Below are 20260 nucleotides of genomic sequence, written 5' to 3' on the forward strand. Positions count from 1 at the left end.
AATAAAAAGGCCCTGCAATGCAGGGCCTCTTTCATACTGTTCGAATCAAGCCTGCGCAGGCGCCGCCAACTGCTGCCCCATGCGCACCGCAGAACCAGCACCCAGGTTCTCAGCCCACTTCACCTGCTCCGGCCCGAACAGCACGATAGCGGTCGAACCCAGCTTGAAACGGCCCAGTTCGGCACCTTTCTCCAGATGGATCGGCGCGCGGCTGGCCTCGTCGTAACGGAAGGTCTTCAGCTCACGCTTGGGCGGCGTCACCAGCCCTGCCCACACGGTTTCGATCGAAGCGACGATCATCGCGCCAACCAGCACCACGGCCATCGGCCCGCGTTCGGTATCGAACAGGCAGACCACGCGCTCGTTGCGGGCGAACAGCTCGGGGACGTTCTCCGCGGTGGTCTGGTTGACCGAGAACAGGCGGCCCGGCACGTAGACCATTTCACGCAGGGTACCGGCCAGCGGCATGTGCACGCGGTGGTAGTCCTTGGGCGACAGGTAGATGGTGGCGAACTCGCCGCCCATGAACGGCGCGGCCATGGCCGGGTCACCGCCCAGCAGTTCCTGCGCGCTGAAGCCGTGGCCCTTGGCCTGGAAGATGCGGCCGTGCTCGATCGGGCCAAGCTGGCTGACGGCACCGTCGGCCGGGCACAGGATCGCGCCCGGGGTCTCGTCCAGCGGGCGGGCACCTGGCTTCAGGGCACGGGTGAAGAATGCATTGAAGTGCTCGTAGGCGCTCAGGTCTTCGACCATGGCTTCGGCCATGTTCACCTGGTAGCGCTTGGCGAACCAGGCGGTGAAGGCGTTCTTGAACCAGCGCACGCGGCACTCGGCAATGCAGCCGGCCAGCCGTGACAGCAGGTGGTGCGGCAGCAGGTACTGGCTGATGATGAACAAACGGGATTTCATGCAGGTTCCTTAGACTTCTACAGGCGTGTCCGGGTGGTTGCCCCATTCGCTCCACGAGCCGGCGTAAGCCTTGACGCGTGGGTAGCCGAGGGCCTTGGCCACCAGGTAAGTGAAACCGGAGCGGCGGTGGGTCTGGCAGTGGGTGATCACTTCCTTGTCGGGGGTGATGCCCAGGTTCTGCAGGACTTCGGCGATGTCCTGGCGGATGCGCAGGTGGTCGTTGAGGTCCATGCCGGCGGTCCACTCGAAGTTGATCGCGCCGGGGATGTGGCCGCCTTTGGCTGCCAGCACTTTCTCGCCGCTGAATTCCTGCGGGCCACGGGCGTCCCAGATGACCAGGTCGTCGGCGCCCAGGCGGCTTTGCAGGTACTCGCGAGTAGCGGTGGGCTCACTGTCGATGCGCAGGTGCACAGGCGTGTTGCCGCTGGCGGGTACTTCGGTGGAGAGCTTGTCGGCCGGCCAGGCCTGGATGCCGCCATTGAGGTAGTGGTAACGCTTGTGGCCGATCACGTCGAGCAGCCAGATGAAGCGCCCGGCCCAGCCGCCGCCTTCATCGTCATACACCACATACACGGCATCGTCGCGGTGGCCGAGTTCGCTGAACAGTTTTTCCAGCTCGCCCAGGGCCGGCAGCAGGCCGGGCGCGGGGGGCTGGCCGAGCTGGGTACGCTTGCCTTCGACGAAGCGTGCGCCGGGAATATGCCCGCTGACATAGCGGTTGGTGCTGCTCAGGTCGACCAGGATCAGCTGTGGCGAATCCAGGCGTTGCAGCAGGTCCGCGGCTTCGATTACCAGGGGCAGGCCGGAAAAGTCAGTCATCCACGGTCTCCAGTGTGGAAAGAGGGCCGATTGTAGCGCAAGGCTCAGGCCTTGCGGTTGGCAAACACCGACAGCGCCCGCTCGGTGCATTGTGCGGTCTTGCCGAAGGCTTGCACGCTGATATCGGCCAGTGGCCGGCAGCCCTGGTCAGCCACCATCAGCATCAGCACCTGGTCGTTCACCGCCAGCGAGCGCAGCAGCACGTGCTCGCTGCGGAACAAGGCGCGCAGCGGGGCCGGCAGCAGGGCCGAGAACTGGCTGTGGTTTTCCGGGGTGATGCGCAGTTGTCCAGCCTGGGCCAGCAGCTTTTGCAGCAGTTTGTTCTGCGACACCTGCAGGGCCAGGGCCCCGGCCTCCTTGGGCAGGCCGGCGAGTTGCTGTACTCGCAGGTAGTCGCTGGCCTTGTCCAGGCTCAGCAGCAGGATGCGCTGCATGCCGCAGGCCAGCAGGGCTTCGATGGCCTGGGTGGCCAGGTGCACGGTGTTGGTGAACGGGCTGGGCTGGGCCAGCAGGTGCTGGCACAGCTTGCGCCAGCGCGCCAGGTCGTCGCTGCTGGGCGGTGGCGGTGCCAGCATGTCCGGGTGCGGGCGACGCTGGTGCCAGGGCCAGATCAGCGCTTCGGCGGGGTGGAACAAGGCATGCTGGGCATGGCGGCGGGCGCTGGCCGCAGCCTGCTGGTGCACTTGCTGCTGCACGTCATCCAGCGAGGTCTGCAGGTACAGCGCGGTCAGCAGTTGCCAGCGCAGCAGGTGCGGGTTGTCCCAGCCCACCTGGGCCGCAAGGGCCAGGTTATTGGCCAGCAGCACGGTGTTGGCCGGCTGGTTGAACCAGCGGCGCAGGCCGGGCTCGGCATCCAGGCGGTGTTGCTGGCTGAGCAGGTCCTGGTCACGGGCGATATTGAGCACCTGGGCCAGCTGTTCGCGTTCTTCCAGCAGCAGGCGGTATCCCTGGGTCACCCATTGTGGCAGGCGCCAGTACTCCGCCATGGTCTGGCACAGCGCGATGATGCGCACGCCAAACAGCTCTTCCTCGACATGGGTGGCGTCCTCGCCCTTGTGGATAACCCGCAGCTCCCAGGTGTCGAGCAGCTTGGGGTAGGCCAGCGCCAGCGGCCAGAGTGGCGACAGGAACAGCAGGCTACCCCAGTGGATCTCCTGCCACAGCCGTGCCAGGCGGCTGGCGAACAGGCCGCTGGCCTGCTGCGAAGCGTGCTGGCTGATCAGCTGGAACTGGCACAGTACCGGCGGGATCTCTTCGACGGGTACCGCAGGCAGGCGCTTGAGCAACTGTTCGCTGCGCTCCAGACCCAGGCGGTTGAGGGCGACTTCCAGGCTTTCGGCTGGCTCGGCCAGGCTGGCATTGGTGGGGTGATTGGCTTCGCGCATCACCGACAGCACCAGTGCCGGGCTGTCCTGCATCAGTTCGGCGATATCGCGCAGCGAGCGGCGGCTATCGTGGATGGCGGCCATGACCCGGTCGTAGCTGTGCTTCGGCACGGGGATGCGAACACTCTCGAGCAGCTTTACCCAGGCCTCTAGCGTACGTGGAGCCTGAGCGGGCACCTTGGTTTCAATTGGCATTTTGACATCAGTCCGAACTGGCTTTTCGCATTGAGTGGCTATAGTCTGGCGCAGTTCTGCCGATAAGTAGAAGAAGAGTTTTAAAGCTCCCGCCTCTTCCCCTGACCACGACAGCAAGTGCTTTGAACCTATGGCTAAAATTATCGGCATCATCGTCGTATTCGCGAGCGTGCTCGGCGGATACGTGCTCTCCCACGGCAAGATCGCAGCGCTGATCCAGCCGTTCGAAGTACTGATCATCGGCGGTGCGGCCTTTGGTGCATTCCTGCAGGCCAACCCTGGCCACATGACCATGCACGTCATCAAGAAGTCGATGAAGATGTTCGGCTCGCGCTTTACTCACGCCTTCTACCTGGAAGTGCTGGGCCTGGTGTACGAGATCCTCAACAAGAGCCGTCGTGAAGGCATGATGGCCATCGAGGCCGACATCGAAGACGCCGCCGCCAGCCCGATCTTCGCCAAGTACCCGACGGTGCTCGCCGATGAACGCATGACTGCGTTCGTCTGCGACTACCTGCGCATCATGTCCACCGGCAACATGGCCCCGCACGAGCTCGAGGGCCTGTTCGACATGGAACTGCTGAGCATGAAGGAAGAGCTGGAGCACCCTTCCCATGCGGTGACCGGTATCGCCGACGGCATGCCCGGCTTCGGTATCGTTGCGGCGGTACTGGGTATCGTGGTGACCATGGCCTCGCTCGGTGATGGTGACCAGGCCTCCATCGGCCTCCATGTGGGTGCGGCGCTGGTGGGTACCTTCTTCGGTATTCTGGCGGCCTACGGCTTCTTCGGCCCGTTGGCCAAGTGCCTGGAGCACGATGCCAAGGAAGAGCTGAACCTCTACGAATCGATCAAGGCTTCGCTGGTGGCCTCGGCCTCGGGCATGCCACCTTCGCTGGCGGTCGAGTTCGGGCGCAAGGTGCTGTACCCCAAGCACCGCCCAAGCTTCGCCGAGCTGGAACAAGCGGTTCGCGGTCGCTGAGTCATGGAGAACAATCAGCCCATCATCGTCAAGCGCGTCAAGCGCTTTGGCGGCGGCCACCACGGCGGCGCCTGGAAAATCGCCTTCGCCGACTTCGCCACGGCGATGATGGCGTTCTTCCTGGTGCTGTGGCTGTTGTCCACGGCCACGCCGGAACAGAAGATCGCCATTGCCGGCTATTTCAAGGACCCGATCGGCTTCTCGGAAAGCGGCACGCCCTACGTCATCGACCTGGGCGGCTCGCCTCAGCTGGCGCCGGAAAAGACCATCAACCCCGAAGCCAAGTCCGAGCCGACGCCCGATACCAGCATCCAGCTGGACAAGGACCAGGTGGAGACCATGGCCGAGCAGGTCGAGCGTGAGCGCCTGGAGTTGCTGCTGCAGGAACTGCAGAACAAGGTGGAAGAGAACCCGCAACTGCAGAAGTTCAAGGACCAGATCCTGTTCGAGATCACCCAGGACGGCCTGCGCATCCAGATCATGGACGCCGAGAACCGGCCGATGTTCGACATTGGCAGCGCGCGCCTGCAGCCGTACTTCGAGGACATCCTGCTGGCCATGGCCGACACCATCAAGGCGGTGCCGAACAAGATCAGCATCAGTGGCCACACCGACGCCAAGCCGTATGCCGGCAGTGGCGAGTTCGGCAACTGGGAACTGTCGGCCAACCGTGCCAACGCCGCGCGCCGTGCGCTGGTGGCCGGTGGCTACCCGGATGGCCAGGTGGCACGGGTGGTGGGTTACGCGTCGTCTTCGCTGTTCGACCGCAAGAACCCGTTCAACCCGGTCAACCGCCGCATCGACATCATCGTGCTGACCAAGAAGGCCCAGCGCAACATCGAGGGTGAGCAGGGGACGCCGGAAGCACCGGCTGCTACGCCCGCAGCGCCGGGCGCTGCTGCACCGGCTGCGCCAGGGGAGACCGAGCAGGCACCCATGCAGCCGCGCGAGCTGCGCCAGAAGCTGAACATCTTCGAAGAGGGGACGCTGAAGATGGATGAGGCCAAGGACCAGTAAACCCTCTTTCGTCCTGCGCGGTCCCTTGTGGGAGCGGGCTTGCCCGCGAACACGGGCGAAGCCCGTGCCAACCACCGAGGTGCCTGCTTCGCGGGCACGCCCGCTCCCACAGGATTGGCGTAGCCCTCGAGCCTTGTGCAGAGCCTGTGGAGCAGGCGGTCAGTAGGCGTCTTCGGGCAAACTGGCAATGATCGAGCGGTAGCTGTTCATCCGTTGCTGCTTGATACGCCCCTCGTCCAGCGCCTTGAGCAGTGCACAGCCCGGTTCGCGATCATGCTTGCAGTCGCGGAAGCGGCACGTGCCGAACAGGTCGCGGAACTCGATGAAGCCATCCTCCACATCACTGCGGCTGACGTGACCCAGGCCGAACTCGCGGATGCCCGGTGAGTCGATCAGGTCGCCACCGTTGGGGAAGTGGTACAGCCGCGCGGTGGTGGTGGTATGGGTACCCTGGCCAGACCATTCCGACAGGTCGCCGACACGGGTGCCGGCGTCCGGCAGCAGGCTGTTGACCAGCGACGACTTGCCCACCCCCGACTGGCCGACGAACACGCTGATGTGGCCGTCAAGCATCTGCTGCAGGCGTTGCATGCCGTCACCGTGGTGCGCTGAAACCTCCAGCAGCGGGTAGCCCAGCTCGCGGTACACCTCTAGCAGCGCATGCAGGCCCGGGCCGTTCTCGTCGTTGATCAGGTCGGCCTTGTTCAGCAGCAGCAGCGGGCGAATGCCGGCATGTTCCGCCGCCACCAGGTAACGGTCGATCAGGTTGGGGTGCGGTTCGGGCGCGGGGGCGAAGACGATCACGATCAGGTCGACGTTGGCCGCCACCGGCTTCAGCTGGCCGTGGTTGTTCGGCCGGCACAGCTCGGTGCTGCGCGGCATCTGCGCGACGATCACGCCAATGCCCTGATTGCCCGCACGCCATACCACGCGGTCGCCGGTAACCAGCGCCGGCAGGTTGGCGCGCAAGTGGCAGCGGAACACCTGGCCGGCGACTTCGCCGTCCTGGGCTTCCACTTCTACCTGCACGCCGAAGTGCGCAATCACCAGGCCCAACTGCTCCGGCCCCAGGTCGCCACCCTCCAGTTCCTGCAGTACGTGCTGTTCGCGTTTGGCCGCACGCGCGGCGCGCTCGTTCTGGATTTTTTCGATGCGCCAGTTCTGGCGACGATTGAGCTGGCGTTTGGCCATGAAGGTTCCGTGCGTGGAGGGGCAGGTTGAAAACGGCAAGCAGTTTAGCACGCCAGGCGCCGGACCATTTCGCTTACCTTCGTGCCGTGAATGGGCGTGCCTTGGCCACTACGCTAATATGACGGCCTATACGAGGAGCCCCCGCATGCAAAACCCACAGAATCTGATCTGGATCGACCTGGAAATGACCGGCCTGGATCCGGACAGCGACGTCATCATCGAGATGGCCACCATCGTCACCGACAGCGAGCTGAATACCTTGGCCGAAGGCCCGGTGATCGCCATCCACCACAGTGATGAAGTGCTGGCGCGCATGGACGAGTGGAACACCCGCACCCATGGCGCTTCGGGGCTGACCCAGCGCGTACGCGAGAGCAAGGTCGGCATGGCCGAAGCCGAGGCGCAGACCATTGCGTTTCTCGAGCAGTGGGTGCCGAAAGGCAAGTCGCCGATCTGCGGCAACAGCATCTGCCAGGACCGCCGCTTCCTCTACCGCCACATGCGCAACCTGGAAAACTACTTCCACTACCGCAACCTGGATGTCTCGACCTTGAAGGAGCTGGCCGCACGCTGGGCGCCTGACGTGCGTGACAGCTTCAAGAAGGGCAACACCCACCTGGCACTGGATGACATCCGCGAATCGATTGCCGAACTGCGCCACTATCGCGAGCACTTCATCAAGGTGTGAGCCGAAAGGGCGCAGATATTGTATCTGCGCCCCCTTTTGGTGCCATGGGCAACTGGTTAGACTGCGCGCCTTTCTCGCTCGCCCGCACGGACCCCGCACCATGTTGTTGATGCTCTACCTTATCGCCATCACCGCCGAAGCCATGACCGGCGCGTTGTCTGCTGGCCGCCGCGGCATGGACTGGTTCGGCGTGGTGCTGATTGCCTGCGTCACCGCCCTGGGTGGCGGCTCGGTGCGTGACGTGCTGCTCGGGCATTACCCGCTGACCTGGGTGAAGCATCCGGAATACCTGGTGCTGACCAGCTGTGCGGCGCTGCTGACCATTTTCATCGCACCGATGATGCGCCGACTGCGCTCGCTGTTTCTGGTGCTCGATGCCCTGGGGCTGGTGGCCTTTACCCTGATTGGCTGCATGACTGCACTGGAGATGGGGCAGGGCATGCTGGTGGCGTCGATCAGCGGGGTGATCACCGGGGTATTTGGCGGGATCCTGCGGGATATCTTCTGTAACGACATTCCCCTGGTGTTCCGCCGCGAGCTGTACGCCAGTGTCTCGTTCGCTGCGGCGTGGTTCTACCTGGGCTGCGTGTACTTCAAGGTGCCGGCAGAACAGGCGATGCTGCTGACCTTGTTTGGCGGGTTCCTGCTGCGGTTGCTGGCGATTCGGTTCCATTGGGAAATGCCCAAGTTCCACTACAACGACCAGCAGTAGTCTTGACATGCGTTCCCTGTGGGAGCGGGTTCACCCGCGAACACGGGCGCAGCCCGTGCCATCCACCGTGGTGGCTTCTTCGCGGGTAAACCGCTCTCATGCTGCACATTACTCGTTGAATTAGCAGGGACCCTGTGGGAGCGGCTTTAGCCGCGAACACCGGCTAAAGCCGCTCCCACAGGGTACGAGGACCGCTTGCGAATTCAGTTGTCTGTGCAACAGCGCAGCCTAAAGCGCTGGGCAATCTCCCACAGGGGGGCTACGAAATGCCGTGCTGCGCCAGCGCCCACTCCACATGCTCGCGCACCAGCTCCGATGCATCCTCGCGTCGCGCCTTCAGCGCTTCGATCACCGGGATCGTCGAAGGCGCATTGCCCAACCCTATCGCCAGGTTGCGCAACCAGCGCTCATAGCCGGCCCGGCGCAACGGCCCGCCTTCGGTCTTGCGCAGGAAGGTCCGTTCATCCCACAGGAACATCTCTGCCAACTCGGCATTCTCCAGCCCGTGCCGTGGCTGGAAGTCCTGTTCCTGGCTGTGCCTGGCAAAGCGGTTCCACGGGCAGACGATCTGGCAGTCATCGCAACCGAACACCCGGTTGCCCATCTTTGAGCGCAACTCGACGGGGATCGGCCCCCGCAGTTCGATGGTCAGGTACGAGATGCAGCGCCGTGCATCCAGCACATAGGGCCCGACGAAGGCCTGGGTCGGGCAGATGTCCAGGCAGGCCTGGCAACGCCCGCAATGTTCGCTGGTGGTGGCTTCGTCCACCGGCAGTGGCAGGTCGACGAACAGCTCGGCGAGGAAGAAGTAGCTGCCCGCCTTGCGGTTGAGCAGCAGGGTGTTCTTGCCGATCCAGCCCAGCCCGGCCTGCTCGGCCAAGGCCTTTTCCAGCACCGGAGCGCTGTCGACGAAGGCGCGGTAACCGAACGGGCCGATAGCCTCCTGAATGCGATCGGCCAGGAACTGCACGCGCTTGCGCACCAGCTTGTGGTAATCCCGGCCCAGGGCGTAGCGCGACACGTAGGCTTTTTCCGGCTGTGCCAGGCGCTGCGCCATCTGCGTGTCGCCGGGCAGGTAGTCCATGCGCAGCGATACCACGCGCACCGTGCCGGGGATCAGTTGCTCTGGGTGTGCGCGCTTGCTGCCGTGGGCGCCCAGGTATTCCATCTCGCCCTGGTAGCCGGCGTCGAGCCAGCGCTGCAGGTGGTGTTCGTGTTCGCCAAGGTCGACCCCGGCGATGCCGACGTGGGCAAAACCGAGTTCTTGGCCCCAGATCTTGATCGATTGGGCCAGTTGGGCGAGGTCAGGCGTACAGGCGGACATGGATGGGCAAGGCAATACGGGCTCAGGTGCGTATAATTCTGCCAGACATTGGAGCCTTTGACCCCATGCCGCAGACCAAACACCCCAGCCATACCCCACAATTGCTCAGCAGCGTGACTGTCGCGCACCTGCCCGCACGGCATGCGCATGCCCATAAAGGCGACTTCGGCCATGTGCTGGTGGTCGGTGGCGACCTCGGTACCGGTGGCGCCGTGCTGCTCAGTGCCGAAGCCGCCTTGCGCTGTGGTGCCGGACTGGTCAGCGTGGCGACCCGGCCCGAGCACGTGGCCGCCAGCCTGGCGCGCCTGCCCGAGGTCATGTGCCTGGGCGCCAGTTCGGCCAACCAGCTGATGGGCGTGCTGGAGCGCGCTTCGGTGCTGGTGGTCGGTCCCGGCCTGGGCCAGGCAGCCTGGGGTCGCAGCCTGCTTTCGGCGGTGGCCAATGCCGAGCGCCCGCAGGTGTGGGACGCCGATGCCCTGAACTTGCTGGCGCGTACCCCGCTGGCCCTGCCCAGTGGCAGCATCCTTACCCCGCACCCGGGGGAGGCGGCGCGGCTGCTGGGTATTTCCACCGAGGCTGTGCAGGCGGACCGCCCGGGGGCTGCTCGCAAACTGGCGCGCCGTTACAACAGCGTCTGCGTGCTCAAGGGGGCCGGCACTCTGGTCGCCAACCCGGCCGGGCAACTGCTGCTGTGCGAACGCGGCCACCCGGCCATGGCCGGTGCCGGCCTGGGCGATGTGCTGACCGGTGTGCTGGCGGCGCTGCTGGCCCAGGGCCTGGATGCCTGGCATGCCGCGGGGCTGGGGGTATGGCTGCACGCCTGTGCCGGCGAGCGTCTGGGCGTTAAAGGTAGAGGCCTGGCTGCCAGCGATCTGGCGCCGGTCATTCGTGAGTTGTTGGAGGAGCATTCTGCGTGTCTGGCTTAAACCTGTTTCTGGCCGATGAAGCGGCCACGGTCAAATTCGGCGCACACCTGGCCGAGGTGACCGGCGGTCACGGCGTGATTTTTCTGGAGGGTGACCTGGGTGCGGGCAAAACCACGCTGTCGCGTGGCCTGATTCGTGGCCTGGGCCATACTGGTGCAGTGAAAAGCCCGACCTTCACGGTGGTCGAGCCTTACGAAATCGGTGAGGTGCGGGCGTTCCATTTCGACCTGTATCGCCTGGTCGATCCGGAAGAGCTGGAGTTCATGGGCATTCGTGACTATTTCGAGGGCGACCCGCTGTGCCTGTTCGAGTGGCCACAAAAGGGTGCGGGCGTTTTGCCAAAGCCCGACCTGACCATTACCATAAGCCCCCAAGCGGGCGGACGCTCGCTGATCCTTTCGCCGCAGGGGGCTCGCGGCGAGGCCTGGTGCGTTGCACTGGCCGAACACTATAAACAGTAAGTGGGGTAGGTATGCGCATACGCGCACTGGTCGCCATCGTTGGGCTGCTGCTGACAACGGTGACCGTTGACGCTCTGGCCGTCACTCAAGTCAAGAGCATGCGCCTGTGGCGCGCGCCCGACAACACGCGGCTGGTCTTCGACCTGTCTGGCCCTGTGCAGCACAGCGTCTTCACTCTGAGCGCACCTGATCGCCTGGTTATCGACATCAATGGCGCGACCTTGGCCGCGCCGCTGAACGTGGCTACCTCCAATACGCCGATCAGCAGCGTGCGTTCGGCCCAGCGCACCCCGACCGACCTGCGCGTGGTGGTCGACCTGAAAAAGTCGGTCACCCCCAAAAGCTTCACCCTGGCGCCCAATGCCCAGTACGGCAACCGCCTGGTGGTCGACCTGTACGACCAGGAAGCCGACGCCGTCGCGGCCAGCGCGCCGCCTCCGGCACCGGTACCAACGCCTGCAACCACGCCTGCTACCACCCCGGCAGTGCCGGTGACCCCGGCCCAGCCCGCCATCAAGCTGCCGCCGGTACCCAGCGGCAAGCGTGACATCGTGGTTGCCATCGACGCCGGCCACGGCGGCGAAGACCCGGGTGCGTCCGGCTCGCGTGGCCAGCATGAAAAAGACATCGTGCTGCAGATCGCCAAGGAACTGCAGCGCCAGATCAACAGCGAAAAAGGCTTCCGGGCCGAGCTGACCCGTACCGGCGACTACTTCATCCCGCTGCGCAAGCGCACGGAAATCGCCCGCAAGAAGGGGGCCGACCTGTTCATCTCGATCCATGCCGACGCCGCGCCATCCCGCGCTGCCTTTGGTGCCTCGGTGTTCGCCCTGTCCGACCGCGGCGCCACCTCCGAGACCGCGCGCTGGCTGGCCGACACGGAAAACCGTTCCGACCTGATCGGTGGTGCCGGCAACGTCAGCCTCGACGACAAGGACCGCATGCTGGCCGGCGTGCTGCTCGACCTGTCGATGACCGCCACGCTCAGCTCCAGCCTCAATGTCGGGCAGAAGGTGCTGGGCAACATGGGCCGCATTACCTCGCTGCACAAGCAGCGGGTGGAACAGGCCGGCTTCATGGTGCTGAAGTCGCCGGATATCCCGTCGATCCTCGTTGAAACAGGGTTCATCTCGAACAACAACGAAGCCGCCAAGCTGGCCACCGCCAGCCATCAGCAGGCCCTGGCTCGCTCGATCCACACCGGTGTGCGCCAGTACTTCCAGCAGAACCCGCCGCCTGGCACCTATATCGCCTGGTTGCGCGACACCGGCAAGATCGCCGCCGGGCCGCGTGAGCACACGGTGCGCCCTGGCGAAACCCTGGCGATGCTCGCCGTGCGCTATCAGGTCAGCGCGGCCAGCCTGCGTAGCACCAACGGCCTCAAGACCGATGAGCTCAAGGTTGGCCAGCGCCTCGATATCCCTGCCACCACATTGGCCTCGCAATGAGTGGTGGTTCGCGCATCCAGCTGCTCAGCCCGCGGCTGGCCAACCAGATTGCCGCCGGCGAGGTTGTCGAGCGGCCGGCCTCTGTCGCCAAGGAGTTGCTGGAGAACAGCCTGGACTCCGGCGCCCGGCGTATCGACGTGGAGGTGGAGCAGGGCGGCGTCAAGCTGTTGCGGGTGCGTGACGATGGCAGCGGCATTTCCGCCGACGACCTGCCGCTGGCCCTGGCCCGTCACGCCACCAGCAAGATCCGCGAGCTGGAAGACCTCGAAGGGGTATTGAGCCTGGGCTTCCGGGGTGAGGCCCTGGCCTCGATCAGCTCGGTGGCGCGCCTGACCCTGACTTCGCGTACCGCCAGCGCTACCGAGGCCTGGCAGGTGGAAACCGAAGGCCGCGACATGACCCCGCGGGTGCAGCCGGCGGCGCACCCGGTGGGGACTTCGGTGGAAGTGCGCGACCTGTTCTTCAACACCCCGGCCCGGCGCAAGTTCCTCAAGGCTGAGAAGACCGAATTCGATCACCTGCAGGAAGTCATCCGGCGCCTGGCGCTGGCGCGCTTCGATGTCGGCTTCCACCTGCGTCACAACGGCAAGAGCATCCTCAGCCTGCACGAGGCCCACGATGAAACTGCCCGTGCGCGGCGAGTGGGCGCCATCTGTGGCCCGGGCTTCATGGAGCAGGCGCTGCCGATCGACGTGGAACGCAACGGTCTGCGCCTGTGGGGCTGGGTCGGCCTGCCAACCTTCTCGCGCAGCCAGGCAGACCTGCAGTACTTCTTCGTCAACGGCCGTGCGGTGCGCGACAAGCTGGTCGCCCATGCCGTGCGCCAGGCCTACCGCGATGTGCTGTTCAATGGCCGCCACCCGACCTTCGTGCTGTTCCTGGAGCTGGAGCCCAACGGCGTCGACGTCAACGTGCACCCGACCAAGCACGAAGTGCGTTTCCGCGAGGGGCGCTCGGTGCACGACTTCCTGTATGGCACCCTGCATCGCGCCTTGGCCGATGTGCGCCCGGAAGACCAGTTGGCTGCGCCTGTCGCCGTGCCCGAGATGGTCCGCCCCACGGGCCAGCAGGCCGGCGAGTTCGGCCCCCAGGGCGAAATGCGCCTGGCCTCGCCGGTGCTTGAACAGCCGCGTGCCCCGCAGCAGTCGTTTTCCAATGGCGGCAGTGGCGCGGGTTACCAATACCAGTACACCCCACGCCCCTCGCAGCCGCTGCCGGCCGCCGAGGCACAGGCGGTGTATCGCGAGTTTTACAAGCCGCTGGATGAAGGCGCGGCGCCGACGACGGCGTTGCCCGAAAGCCAGGGTGACATTCCCCCGCTGGGCTACGCGCTGGCGCAGCTCAAGGGCATCTACATCCTGGCCGAGAACGCCATCGGCCTGGTGCTGGTAGATATGCACGCCGCTCACGAGCGCATCATGTACGAGCGCCTGAAGGTGGCCATGGCCAGCGAAGGCCTGAGCGGGCAGCCGCTGCTGGTGCCGGAGACCCTGGCCTTGAGCCAGCGTGAAGCAGACTGCGCCGAAGAGCACGCGCAGTGGTTCCAGCGGCTGGGCTTCGAACTGCAGCGCCTGGGCCCCGAGACCCTGGCCATCCGCCAGATCCCGGCTTTGCTCAAGCAGGCCGAGGCCAACCGGCTGGTGCAGGATGTACTCGCCGACCTGATGGAATACGGCACCAGCGACCGTATCCAGGCGCACCTCAACGAGCTGCTCGGTACCATGGCCTGTCACGGTGCCGTGCGCGCCAACCGGCGCCTGGCGATCCCCGAGATGAATGCCCTGCTGCGTGACATGGAAAACACCGAGCGCAGCGGCCAGTGCAACCATGGTCGCCCCACCTGGACCCAGATGGGCCTGGACGACCTGGACAAACTCTTCCTGCGCGGTCGATGAAATGAGCGGCAAGCCCCCTGCAATATTCCTGATGGGCCCGACAGCGGCCGGCAAGACCGACCTGGCCATCGAGCTGACCAAAGTACTGCCGTGCGAGCTGATCAGCGTCGATTCGGCGCTGGTTTACCGCGGCATGGATATCGGCTCGGCCAAGCCGTCGAAAGAAATCCTCGCCGCTCACCCGCACCGGTTGATCGATATTCGCGACCCCGCCGAAAGCTATTCGGCTGCGCAGTTCCGTACCGATGCCCTGGAGGCCATGGCCGAAATCACCGCGCGCGGCAAGATCCCGCTGCTGGTGGGCGGCACCATGCTCTATTACAAGGCGTTGATCGATGGCCTTGCCGACATGCCGGCGGCCGATGCCGCGGTGCGTGCCGAGCTGGAGGCACAGGCCGAAGCCCTGGGCCTGGCCGAGTTGCACCGCCAGTTGGCCGAGGTCGACCCCGAGTCGGCGGCGCGTATCCACCCCAACGACCCGCAGCGGTTGATCCGGGCTCTGGAGGTGTACCGGGTGAGTGGCGAGAGCATGACAGCACATCGCCAACGTCAATTCGCGGAAAGTCGCGGCGCAGACGCAGGCGCTGGCGGGCATTTGCCCTATACTGTCGCGAGTTTGGCGATTGCTCCTACAGATCGTCACATTTTGCATCATCGAATTGCGTTACGATTTTCACAGATGCTGGAACAGGGCTTCGTCGACGAGGTCCGATCGCTGCGAGCCAGAAGTGACTTGCACGCCGGGCTGCCGTCTATACGGGCAGTGGGGTATCGGCAGGTCTGGGACTACCTCGACGGCAAGCTGACCGAGAATGAGATGCGTGAGCGCGGTATCATTGCTACCAGGCAGTTGGCCAAGCGGCAGTTCACATGGTTGCGTGGCTGGCCTGAAGTACACTGGCTTGACAGCCTGGCCTGCGACAATCTGTCCCGCACCTTGAAATACCTTGGGGCCATCTCCATATTGGGCTGAGTCCCTGCTGATTGCCGTCTATTCTTGCGAAGGGGCGGCCTAATTTATCGATTTTCTTGATTTTCTATTATTTATCCTTACAGGAGTGCGGCATATGTCAAAAGGGCATTCGCTACAAGACCCTTACTTGAACACCTTGAGAAAAGAAAAGGTCCCGGTATCCATCTACCTGGTCAACGGCATCAAACTGCAGGGTTCGATCGAGTCCTTCGACCAGTTCGTGGTACTGCTGAAGAACACCGTCAGCCAGATGGTCTACAAGCACGCCATCTCGACTGTGGTTCCTGCCCGTCCGGTTCGTCTGCCAAGCCCGTCCGATTCCGAACACGGCGACAGCGAGCCAGGCAACGCCTGATAGGAGCCTGCATTGTTCTTTGAGCGCCACGGTGGTGGTGAGCGGGCGTTGCTCGTTCACTTGGAAGGTCAGAACCCTGAGGCGCGCGAAGACCCGCAGGAGTTCCAGGAGCTTGCATTGTCGGCCGGTGCCGACATCGTCTCGCTGGTCACGGTGGCAAGGCATCAGCCTTCCGCCAAATACCTGATTGGCAGTGGCAAGGTCGAAGAGTTGCACGACCTGGTCCATGCCGAACAGGTAGACCTGGTGATTTTCAATCACACCCTCACGCCCAGTCAGGAGCGCAACCTTGAACGTGTGTTCGAGTGTCGTGTGCTCGACCGTACCGGGCTGATCCTCGATATCTTCGCCCAAAGGGCGCGTACCCATGAAGGCAAGCTGCAGGTCGAACTGGCCCAGCTCGAGCACATGAGCACGCGGCTGGTGCGCGGCTGGACCCACCTTGAGCGTCAGAAGGGTGGTATCGGCCTGCGCGGCCCGGGTGAAACCCAGCTGGAAACCGACCGCCGCCTGTTGCGGGTGCGCATTCGCCAGATCAAGTCACGCCTGGAGAAGGTGCGCAGCCAGCGCGAGCAGGCGCGCCGCGGGCGCAAGCGCGCGGATATCCCGTCGGTGTCGCTGGTGGGTTATACCAACGCCGGCAAGTCCACGCTGTTCAACGCCCTGACCGAATCCGAGGTGTATGCCGCGGACCAGCTGTTCGCCACCCTCGACCCGACCCTGCGCCGGCTCGAGCTGAACGACCTGGGGCCGATCGTGCTGGCCGACACCGTGGGCTTCATTCGCCACCTGCCGCACAAGCTGGTCGAGGCATTTCGGGCTACGCTCGAAGAGTCGAGCAACTCCGACTTGCTGCTGCATGTGATCGACGCCCATGAGCCGGAGCGCATGGAGCAGATCGAGCAGGTGCTGGCGGTGTTGGGCGAGATTGGTGCCGAAGGGTTGCCGATCCTCGAGGTGTATAACAAACTCGACCTGCTCGAAGATGTCGAGCCGCAGATCCAGCGCAATGCCGATGGCAAACCGGAACGGGTCTGGGTATCGGCACGCGATGGGCGTGGCCTGGAGCTGGTCGGCCAGGCGATTGCCGAGTTGCTGGGGGATGATCTGTTTGTCGGTACCTTGTGTCTGGAGCAGCGTTTTGCCCGCTTGCGCGCGCAATTCTTTGCCCTGGGTGCCGTGCAGAGTGAAGAGCATGATGAAGAAGGGCGCAGCCTGCTGAGCGTGCGACTGCCCATGGTCGAACTGAATCGCCTGGTCAGCCGCGAAGGCATGGAGCCGCAAGTGTTTGTCGAGCAACACACTTTGCAATAAATGCTCGTCGAGGTCGCCGGGCAGCAATGACAGGCATTCTGTAGCATTGGACGGCGCGCCGTGGGCGCGTCTTTGCTTTATCAGATGGAGAGCGCTATGGCTTGGAACGAGCCGGGTGGCAACTCGAACAATCAGGATCCCTGGGGCGGCCGCCGGAATGGCGGTGGCGGCGGTGGTGACAAGAAAGGTCCACCGGACCTGGACGAGGCCTTCCGCAAATTGCAGGACAGCCTGAACGGCATGTTCGGCAGTGGCAAGAAACGTGGCGGCGGTGACCGCAATGTCGGCAAGGGCGGTGGCCTGGGCCTGCTGGGCATCGGCCTGGCGGTACTGGCTGCGATCTGGCTGTACAGCGCCGTGTACGTGGTCGACGAGCAGGAGCAGGCCGTGGTGCTGCGCTTCGGCAAGTACTATGAAACGGTCGGCCCCGGCCTGAACATCTACTTCCCGCCGATCGATCGCAAGTACATGGAGAACGTCACGCGCGAGCGTGCCTACACCAAGCAGGGCCAGATGCTGACCGAAGACGAGAACATCGTCGAGGTGCCGCTGACCGTCCAGTACAAGATCAGCAACCTGCAGGACTTCGTGCTCAACGTCGACCAGCCTGAGGTCAGCCTGCAGCACGCGACCGAGAGTGCCCTGCGCCACGTGGTGGGTTCCACCTCGATGGACCAGGTGCTGACCGAAGGCCGCGAGCAGATGGCCGTGGATATCCGCGAACGCCTGCAGCGCTTCCTCGACACCTACCGTACCGGTATCACTGTTACCCAGGTCAACGTCCAGAGCGCGGCAGCCCCGCGTGAAGTGCAGGAAGCCTTCGACGACGTGATCCGTGCCCGCGAAGATGAGCAGCGTGCCCGCAACCAGGCCGAGTCCTACGCCAATGGCGTGGTGCCGGAAGCCCGTGGTCAGGCCCAGCGCATCATCGAGGACGCCAACGGTTACCGCGACGAAGTCATCGCCCGTGCCAAGGGTGAAGCCGACCGCTTCACCAAGCTGGTCGCCGAGTACCGCAAGGCACCTGACGTGACCCGTCAGCGCCTGTACCTGGAAACCATGCAAGAGGTCTACAGCAATTCGAGCAAGGTCATGGTGGCAACCAAGGACGGGCAGAACAACCTGCTCTACCTGCCGCTGGACAAGATGGTCGAAGGCAGCCGCAACCCGTCCGCGCCGACCACTGGCGTGTCGCCATCGGTCAACGATGCGGCCGCCCGTGCGGCGCAGGACCTGCAACAGCAACAGCAGCCGCTGCGCACTAGGGAGAGCCGCTGATGAGCAACAGATCGCTGATCGCCCTGATCGCCGCCGTGGTCCTGGCCATCGTGGCCTGGAACAGCTTCTACATCGTGTCCCAGACCGAGCGTGCGGTATTGCTGCGCTTCGGTAAGGTAGTCCAGGCGGATGTACAGCCGGGCATGCACGTGAAGATTCCGTACGTGAACCAGGTGCGCAAGTTCGACGCCCGCCTGATGACCCTCGACGCCCCGACCCAGCGGTTCCTGACCCTGGAGAAGAAAGCGGTGATGGTCGACGCTTACGCCAAGTGGCGCGTCAAGGACGCCGAACGCTTCTACACCGCCACGTCCGGCATGAAGCAGATTGCCGACGAGCGTCTGTCGCGTCGTCTGGAAAGCGGCCTGCGTGACCAGTTCGGTAAACGTACCCTGCACGAAGTGGTTTCCGGTGAACGTGACGCGCTGATGGCTGACATCACTGCTTCGCTGAACCGCATGGCTGCCAAGGAGCTGGGTATCGAGGTGGTCGATGTGCGCGTCAAGGCCATCGACCTGCCGAAGGAAGTCAACCGCAGCGTGTTCGACCGCATGAGCACCGAGCGTGAGCGTGAAGCCCGCGAGCACCGCGCCAAGGGTAACGAGCTGGCTGAAGGTATCCGTGCCGATGCCGACCGTCAGCGCCGCGTATTGCTGGCTGAGGCCTATCGCGAAGCAGAGGAAACCCGCGGTGACGGCGACGCCCAGGCGGCCGCCATCTACGCCAAGGCCTACACTCAGGACCCTGATTTCTACGCGTTCTACCGTAGCCTGCAGGCGTACCGCGAGAGCTTCTCGAGCAAGAGCGACGTGCTGGTCCTGGACCCGAAGAACGAGTTCTTCCGCTTCCTGGACAAGAGCAGGCCGTGATGCTCAGGCCCTGATTCTCATGCAGCGGCGCCCCGCCTGGCAGCTAAAACACCAGGCGGGGTGCATCCTGAATGAAAAGGGGTGTATGATGAGGCAGCCGGGAAATTTCCCGGCTTTTTTGCGTCTGCAAGGTTGATTGGCAAACCGCCAGTTGGCGGTTTGGTCAGGTCGCAAGGCAATTCGAGGGTGTCGGGTACGGTGGCTGCGCTGGGATCAGTGCTGCCCGCTGCTGTGCGCGATACCGGCTTTACTGACGGCTCGCCTGCTTGGCAAGCCGCCCGGACCAGAGGGGAAATGGCGTAATGGCAACGGTAGACCGCTGGCTGCTGCCAGATGGCATCGAGGAAGTACTGCCACCTGAGGCTGCGCGCATCGAGATCGCGCGCCGCCAGGTGTTGGACCTGTTCCAGAGTTGGGGCTACGAACTGGTCGTCACCCCGCATATCGAGTACCTGGAGTCGCTGCTTACCGGCGCCGGCCAGGACCTGGACCAGCGCACCTTCAAGGTAGTGGACCCGCAGTCCGGCCGCCTGATGGGCTTCCGCGCCGACTTCACCCCGCAGGTGGCGCGCATCGACGCCCACACCCTGCGCCGTGAAGGCCCTAGCCGCCTGTGCTATGCCGGCAGCGTGCTGCACGCCCAGCCGCGAGCCCTGTCCACCTCGCGCAGCCCGATCCAGCTGGGCGCCGAGCTGTACGGCGACGCCAGCCCCACCAGCGATGTCGAAGTCATCAGCCTGATGCTCGCCACGCTGCAACTGACCGATGTGCCGGATGTGCACATGGACCTCGGCCATGTCGGCATCTACCGCGGCCTGGCCCGTGCTGCCGGCCTGTCCGGTGCGGTCGAGCAGCAGCTGTTCGACGCCCTGCAGCGCAAGGCCGTGGATGAAGTGCAGGTGCTGACCGCCGACCTGCCGAAGGACCTGGGCAACATGCTGCGCGCGCTGGTCGAACTGTGCGGTGGCCGCGAAGTGCTGGCCGAAGCCCGCGTGCGCCTGGGGCGTGCCCCGGCCAGCGTGCTGGCGGCGCTGGACGACCTGCTGGCAATCGCCGATCGTCTGACGGCGCGCTTCCCGGACCTGCCGCTGTACTTCGACCTCGGCGAGCTGCGCGGTTACCACTACCACACGGGCGTGGTGTTCGCCGTGTTCGTGCCGGGCGAGGGTCAATCGATCGCCCAGGGCGGGCGCTATGACGACATCGGCGCCGATTTCGGCCGGGCCCGCCCGGCCACCGGTTTCTCCACGGATTTGAAGACCCTGGTCACACTGGGGCGAGCGGAGGTCGTATTGCCAACTGGCGGCATCTGGATGCCGGACAGTGGCGACGCGGCCCTCTGGCAGCAAGTCTGCCAGTTGCGCAGCGAGGGCCAGCGTGTGGTCCAGGCCCTGCCTGGCCAGCCGTTGAGTGCTGCTCTCGAGGCGGATTGTGATCGGCAATTGATTCAGCAAGACGGGCGCTGGCAGGTTCTGCCGCTGGCCCAGTGAGTTTCTGCGCCGGCAACAGGCCGGCAACC

At 64.5% G+C, this 20260-nt stretch carries 19 protein-coding genes; 14 read left to right on the forward strand and 5 right to left on the reverse strand.

Going from position 1 to position 20260, the window contains the following annotated elements; genetic code table 11:
- Window positions 1-45 precede the first annotated feature (45 nt).
- The 3 genes from asd to M2S36_RS05960 are packed head-to-tail and all read right to left on the reverse strand — an operon-like array spanning window position 46 to window position 3308.
- Window positions 46-909 carry an archaetidylserine decarboxylase gene (gene asd / locus M2S36_RS05950; RefSeq protein WP_063911937.1) on the reverse strand — a complete coding sequence of 288 codons (864 nt, stop codon included), beginning with the start codon at window positions 907-909 and terminating at the stop codon, window positions 46-48.
- Between the two features lie 9 nt (window positions 910-918).
- Window positions 919-1728: a rhodanese-like domain-containing protein gene (locus M2S36_RS05955; protein WP_233687336.1), complete on the reverse strand. Its 810-nt coding sequence runs from the start codon at window positions 1726-1728 to the stop codon at window positions 919-921.
- 44 nt (window positions 1729-1772) lie between these two features.
- Window positions 1773-3308, reverse strand: coding sequence for an HDOD domain-containing protein (locus M2S36_RS05960; RefSeq protein WP_207828671.1), 1536 nt, complete (start codon window positions 3306-3308; stop codon window positions 1773-1775).
- 130 nt (window positions 3309-3438) lie between these two features.
- Between M2S36_RS05960 and motA the strand changes: the two genes are divergently transcribed.
- Window positions 3439-4290, forward strand: coding sequence for a flagellar motor stator protein MotA (motA, locus tag M2S36_RS05965; RefSeq protein ID WP_015272014.1), 852 nt, complete (start codon window positions 3439-3441; stop codon window positions 4288-4290).
- A gap of 3 nt (window positions 4291-4293) precedes the next feature.
- Window positions 4294-5307: a flagellar motor protein MotB gene (motB, locus tag M2S36_RS05970; protein WP_207828673.1), complete on the forward strand. Its 1014-nt coding sequence runs from the start codon at window positions 4294-4296 to the stop codon at window positions 5305-5307.
- 159 nt (window positions 5308-5466) lie between these two features.
- On the opposite strand, the gene rsgA is transcribed toward motB, so the two are convergent.
- Complete coding sequence (gene rsgA, locus M2S36_RS05975; RefSeq protein WP_063911933.1) at window positions 5467-6498, reverse strand: small ribosomal subunit biogenesis GTPase RsgA; 1032 nt, start codon at window positions 6496-6498, stop codon at window positions 5467-5469.
- A gap of 145 nt (window positions 6499-6643) precedes the next feature.
- Here rsgA and orn point away from each other — a divergent pair, with 145 nt between their 5' ends.
- A complete protein-coding gene (orn, locus tag M2S36_RS05980; protein ID WP_003258152.1) occupies window positions 6644-7186 on the forward strand; it encodes an oligoribonuclease in 543 nt (180 codons plus the stop codon).
- A 100-nt stretch (window positions 7187-7286) separates the two neighbouring features.
- Window positions 7287-7898: a trimeric intracellular cation channel family protein gene (locus M2S36_RS05985; RefSeq protein ID WP_063911932.1), complete on the forward strand. Its 612-nt coding sequence runs from the start codon at window positions 7287-7289 to the stop codon at window positions 7896-7898.
- Window positions 7899-8157: 259 nt separating this feature from the next.
- Here the strand turns inward: M2S36_RS05985 and queG are convergent, their stop codons facing one another.
- Window positions 8158-9222: a tRNA epoxyqueuosine(34) reductase QueG gene (gene queG / locus M2S36_RS05990; RefSeq protein WP_207828675.1), complete on the reverse strand. Its 1065-nt coding sequence runs from the start codon at window positions 9220-9222 to the stop codon at window positions 8158-8160.
- A 65-nt stretch (window positions 9223-9287) separates the two neighbouring features.
- Here queG and M2S36_RS05995 point away from each other — a divergent pair, with 65 nt between their 5' ends.
- The 10 genes from M2S36_RS05995 (at window position 9288) to M2S36_RS06040 (ending at window position 20231) form a co-directional block, all read left to right on the forward strand.
- Entirely contained in the window at window positions 9288-10148 is an 861-nt protein-coding gene (locus M2S36_RS05995; RefSeq protein ID WP_333956836.1) for an NAD(P)H-hydrate dehydratase, read from the forward strand.
- Window positions 10149-10150: 2 nt separating this feature from the next.
- Entirely contained in the window at window positions 10151-10609 is a 459-nt protein-coding gene (gene tsaE / locus M2S36_RS06000) for a tRNA (adenosine(37)-N6)-threonylcarbamoyltransferase complex ATPase subunit type 1 TsaE (protein ID WP_243434030.1), read from the forward strand.
- An 11-nt stretch (window positions 10610-10620) separates the two neighbouring features.
- Entirely contained in the window at window positions 10621-12057 is a 1437-nt protein-coding gene (locus M2S36_RS06005) for an N-acetylmuramoyl-L-alanine amidase (RefSeq protein WP_063911928.1), read from the forward strand.
- Window positions 12054-13952, forward strand: a complete 1899-nt coding sequence (gene mutL / locus M2S36_RS06010; RefSeq protein WP_207828679.1) for a DNA mismatch repair endonuclease MutL — start codon at window positions 12054-12056, stop codon at window positions 13950-13952. The genes M2S36_RS06005 and mutL overlap by 4 nt, the downstream gene beginning before the upstream one ends.
- Window position 13953: 1 nt before the next feature.
- On the forward strand, window positions 13954-14925 hold the full coding sequence (gene miaA / locus M2S36_RS06015; protein ID WP_063911926.1) for a tRNA (adenosine(37)-N6)-dimethylallyltransferase MiaA: 972 nt from the start codon (window positions 13954-13956) through the stop codon (window positions 14923-14925).
- 94 nt (window positions 14926-15019) lie between these two features.
- Complete coding sequence (gene hfq / locus M2S36_RS06020) at window positions 15020-15280, forward strand: RNA chaperone Hfq (protein WP_003258160.1); 261 nt, start codon at window positions 15020-15022, stop codon at window positions 15278-15280.
- 12 nt (window positions 15281-15292) lie between these two features.
- Window positions 15293-16594 (forward strand): ribosome rescue GTPase HflX, encoded by a 1302-nt coding sequence (gene hflX, locus M2S36_RS06025; RefSeq protein WP_015272005.1) that lies wholly within the window; start codon window positions 15293-15295, stop codon window positions 16592-16594.
- Window positions 16595-16690: 96 nt separating this feature from the next.
- Window positions 16691-17872, forward strand: coding sequence for an FtsH protease activity modulator HflK (gene hflK / locus M2S36_RS06030; protein ID WP_063911925.1), 1182 nt, complete (start codon window positions 16691-16693; stop codon window positions 17870-17872).
- Window positions 17872-18741 (forward strand): protease modulator HflC, encoded by an 870-nt coding sequence (gene hflC, locus M2S36_RS06035; RefSeq protein WP_063911924.1) that lies wholly within the window; start codon window positions 17872-17874, stop codon window positions 18739-18741. The genes hflK and hflC overlap by 1 nt, the downstream gene beginning before the upstream one ends.
- A 302-nt stretch (window positions 18742-19043) precedes the next feature.
- On the forward strand, window positions 19044-20231 hold the full coding sequence (locus M2S36_RS06040) for an ATP phosphoribosyltransferase regulatory subunit (protein WP_333956837.1): 1188 nt from the start codon (window positions 19044-19046) through the stop codon (window positions 20229-20231).
- The last annotated feature ends 29 nt before the right edge of the window (window positions 20232-20260 follow it).

Source organism: Pseudomonas sp. SF2, from assembly GCF_036858055.1.
Lineage (GTDB): Bacteria > Pseudomonadota > Gammaproteobacteria > Pseudomonadales > Pseudomonadaceae > Aquipseudomonas.

What these genes read in the sequence shown, in the direction of transcription:
- asd (WP_063911937.1), bottom strand. Translation starts at nt 909, where the DNA reads ATGAAATCCCGTTTGTTCATCATCAGCCAGTACCTGCTGCCGCACCAC.
- M2S36_RS05955 (WP_233687336.1), bottom strand. Translation starts at nt 1,728, where the DNA reads ATGACTGACTTTTCCGGCCTGCCCCTGGTAATCGAAGCCGCGGACCTG.
- M2S36_RS05960 (WP_207828671.1), bottom strand. Translation starts at nt 3,308, where the DNA reads ATGCCAATTGAAACCAAGGTGCCCGCTCAGGCTCCACGTACGCTAGAG.
- motA (WP_015272014.1), top strand. Translation starts at nt 3,439, where the DNA reads ATGGCTAAAATTATCGGCATCATCGTCGTATTCGCGAGCGTGCTCGGC.
- motB (WP_207828673.1), top strand. Translation starts at nt 4,294, where the DNA reads ATGGAGAACAATCAGCCCATCATCGTCAAGCGCGTCAAGCGCTTTGGC.
- rsgA (WP_063911933.1), bottom strand. Translation starts at nt 6,498, where the DNA reads ATGGCCAAACGCCAGCTCAATCGTCGCCAGAACTGGCGCATCGAAAAA.
- orn (WP_003258152.1), top strand. Translation starts at nt 6,644, where the DNA reads ATGCAAAACCCACAGAATCTGATCTGGATCGACCTGGAAATGACCGGC.
- M2S36_RS05985 (WP_063911932.1), top strand. Translation starts at nt 7,287, where the DNA reads ATGTTGTTGATGCTCTACCTTATCGCCATCACCGCCGAAGCCATGACC.
- queG (WP_207828675.1), bottom strand. Translation starts at nt 9,222, where the DNA reads ATGTCCGCCTGTACGCCTGACCTCGCCCAACTGGCCCAATCGATCAAG.
- M2S36_RS05995 (WP_333956836.1), top strand. Translation starts at nt 9,288, where the DNA reads ATGCCGCAGACCAAACACCCCAGCCATACCCCACAATTGCTCAGCAGC.
- M2S36_RS06005 (WP_063911928.1), top strand. Translation starts at nt 10,621, where the DNA reads ATGCGCATACGCGCACTGGTCGCCATCGTTGGGCTGCTGCTGACAACG.
- mutL (WP_207828679.1), top strand. Translation starts at nt 12,054, where the DNA reads ATGAGTGGTGGTTCGCGCATCCAGCTGCTCAGCCCGCGGCTGGCCAAC.
- miaA (WP_063911926.1), top strand. Translation starts at nt 13,954, where the DNA reads ATGAGCGGCAAGCCCCCTGCAATATTCCTGATGGGCCCGACAGCGGCC.
- hfq (WP_003258160.1), top strand. Translation starts at nt 15,020, where the DNA reads ATGTCAAAAGGGCATTCGCTACAAGACCCTTACTTGAACACCTTGAGA.
- hflK (WP_063911925.1), top strand. Translation starts at nt 16,691, where the DNA reads ATGGCTTGGAACGAGCCGGGTGGCAACTCGAACAATCAGGATCCCTGG.
- hflC (WP_063911924.1), top strand. Translation starts at nt 17,872, where the DNA reads ATGAGCAACAGATCGCTGATCGCCCTGATCGCCGCCGTGGTCCTGGCC.
- M2S36_RS06040 (WP_333956837.1), top strand. Translation starts at nt 19,044, where the DNA reads ATGGCAACGGTAGACCGCTGGCTGCTGCCAGATGGCATCGAGGAAGTA.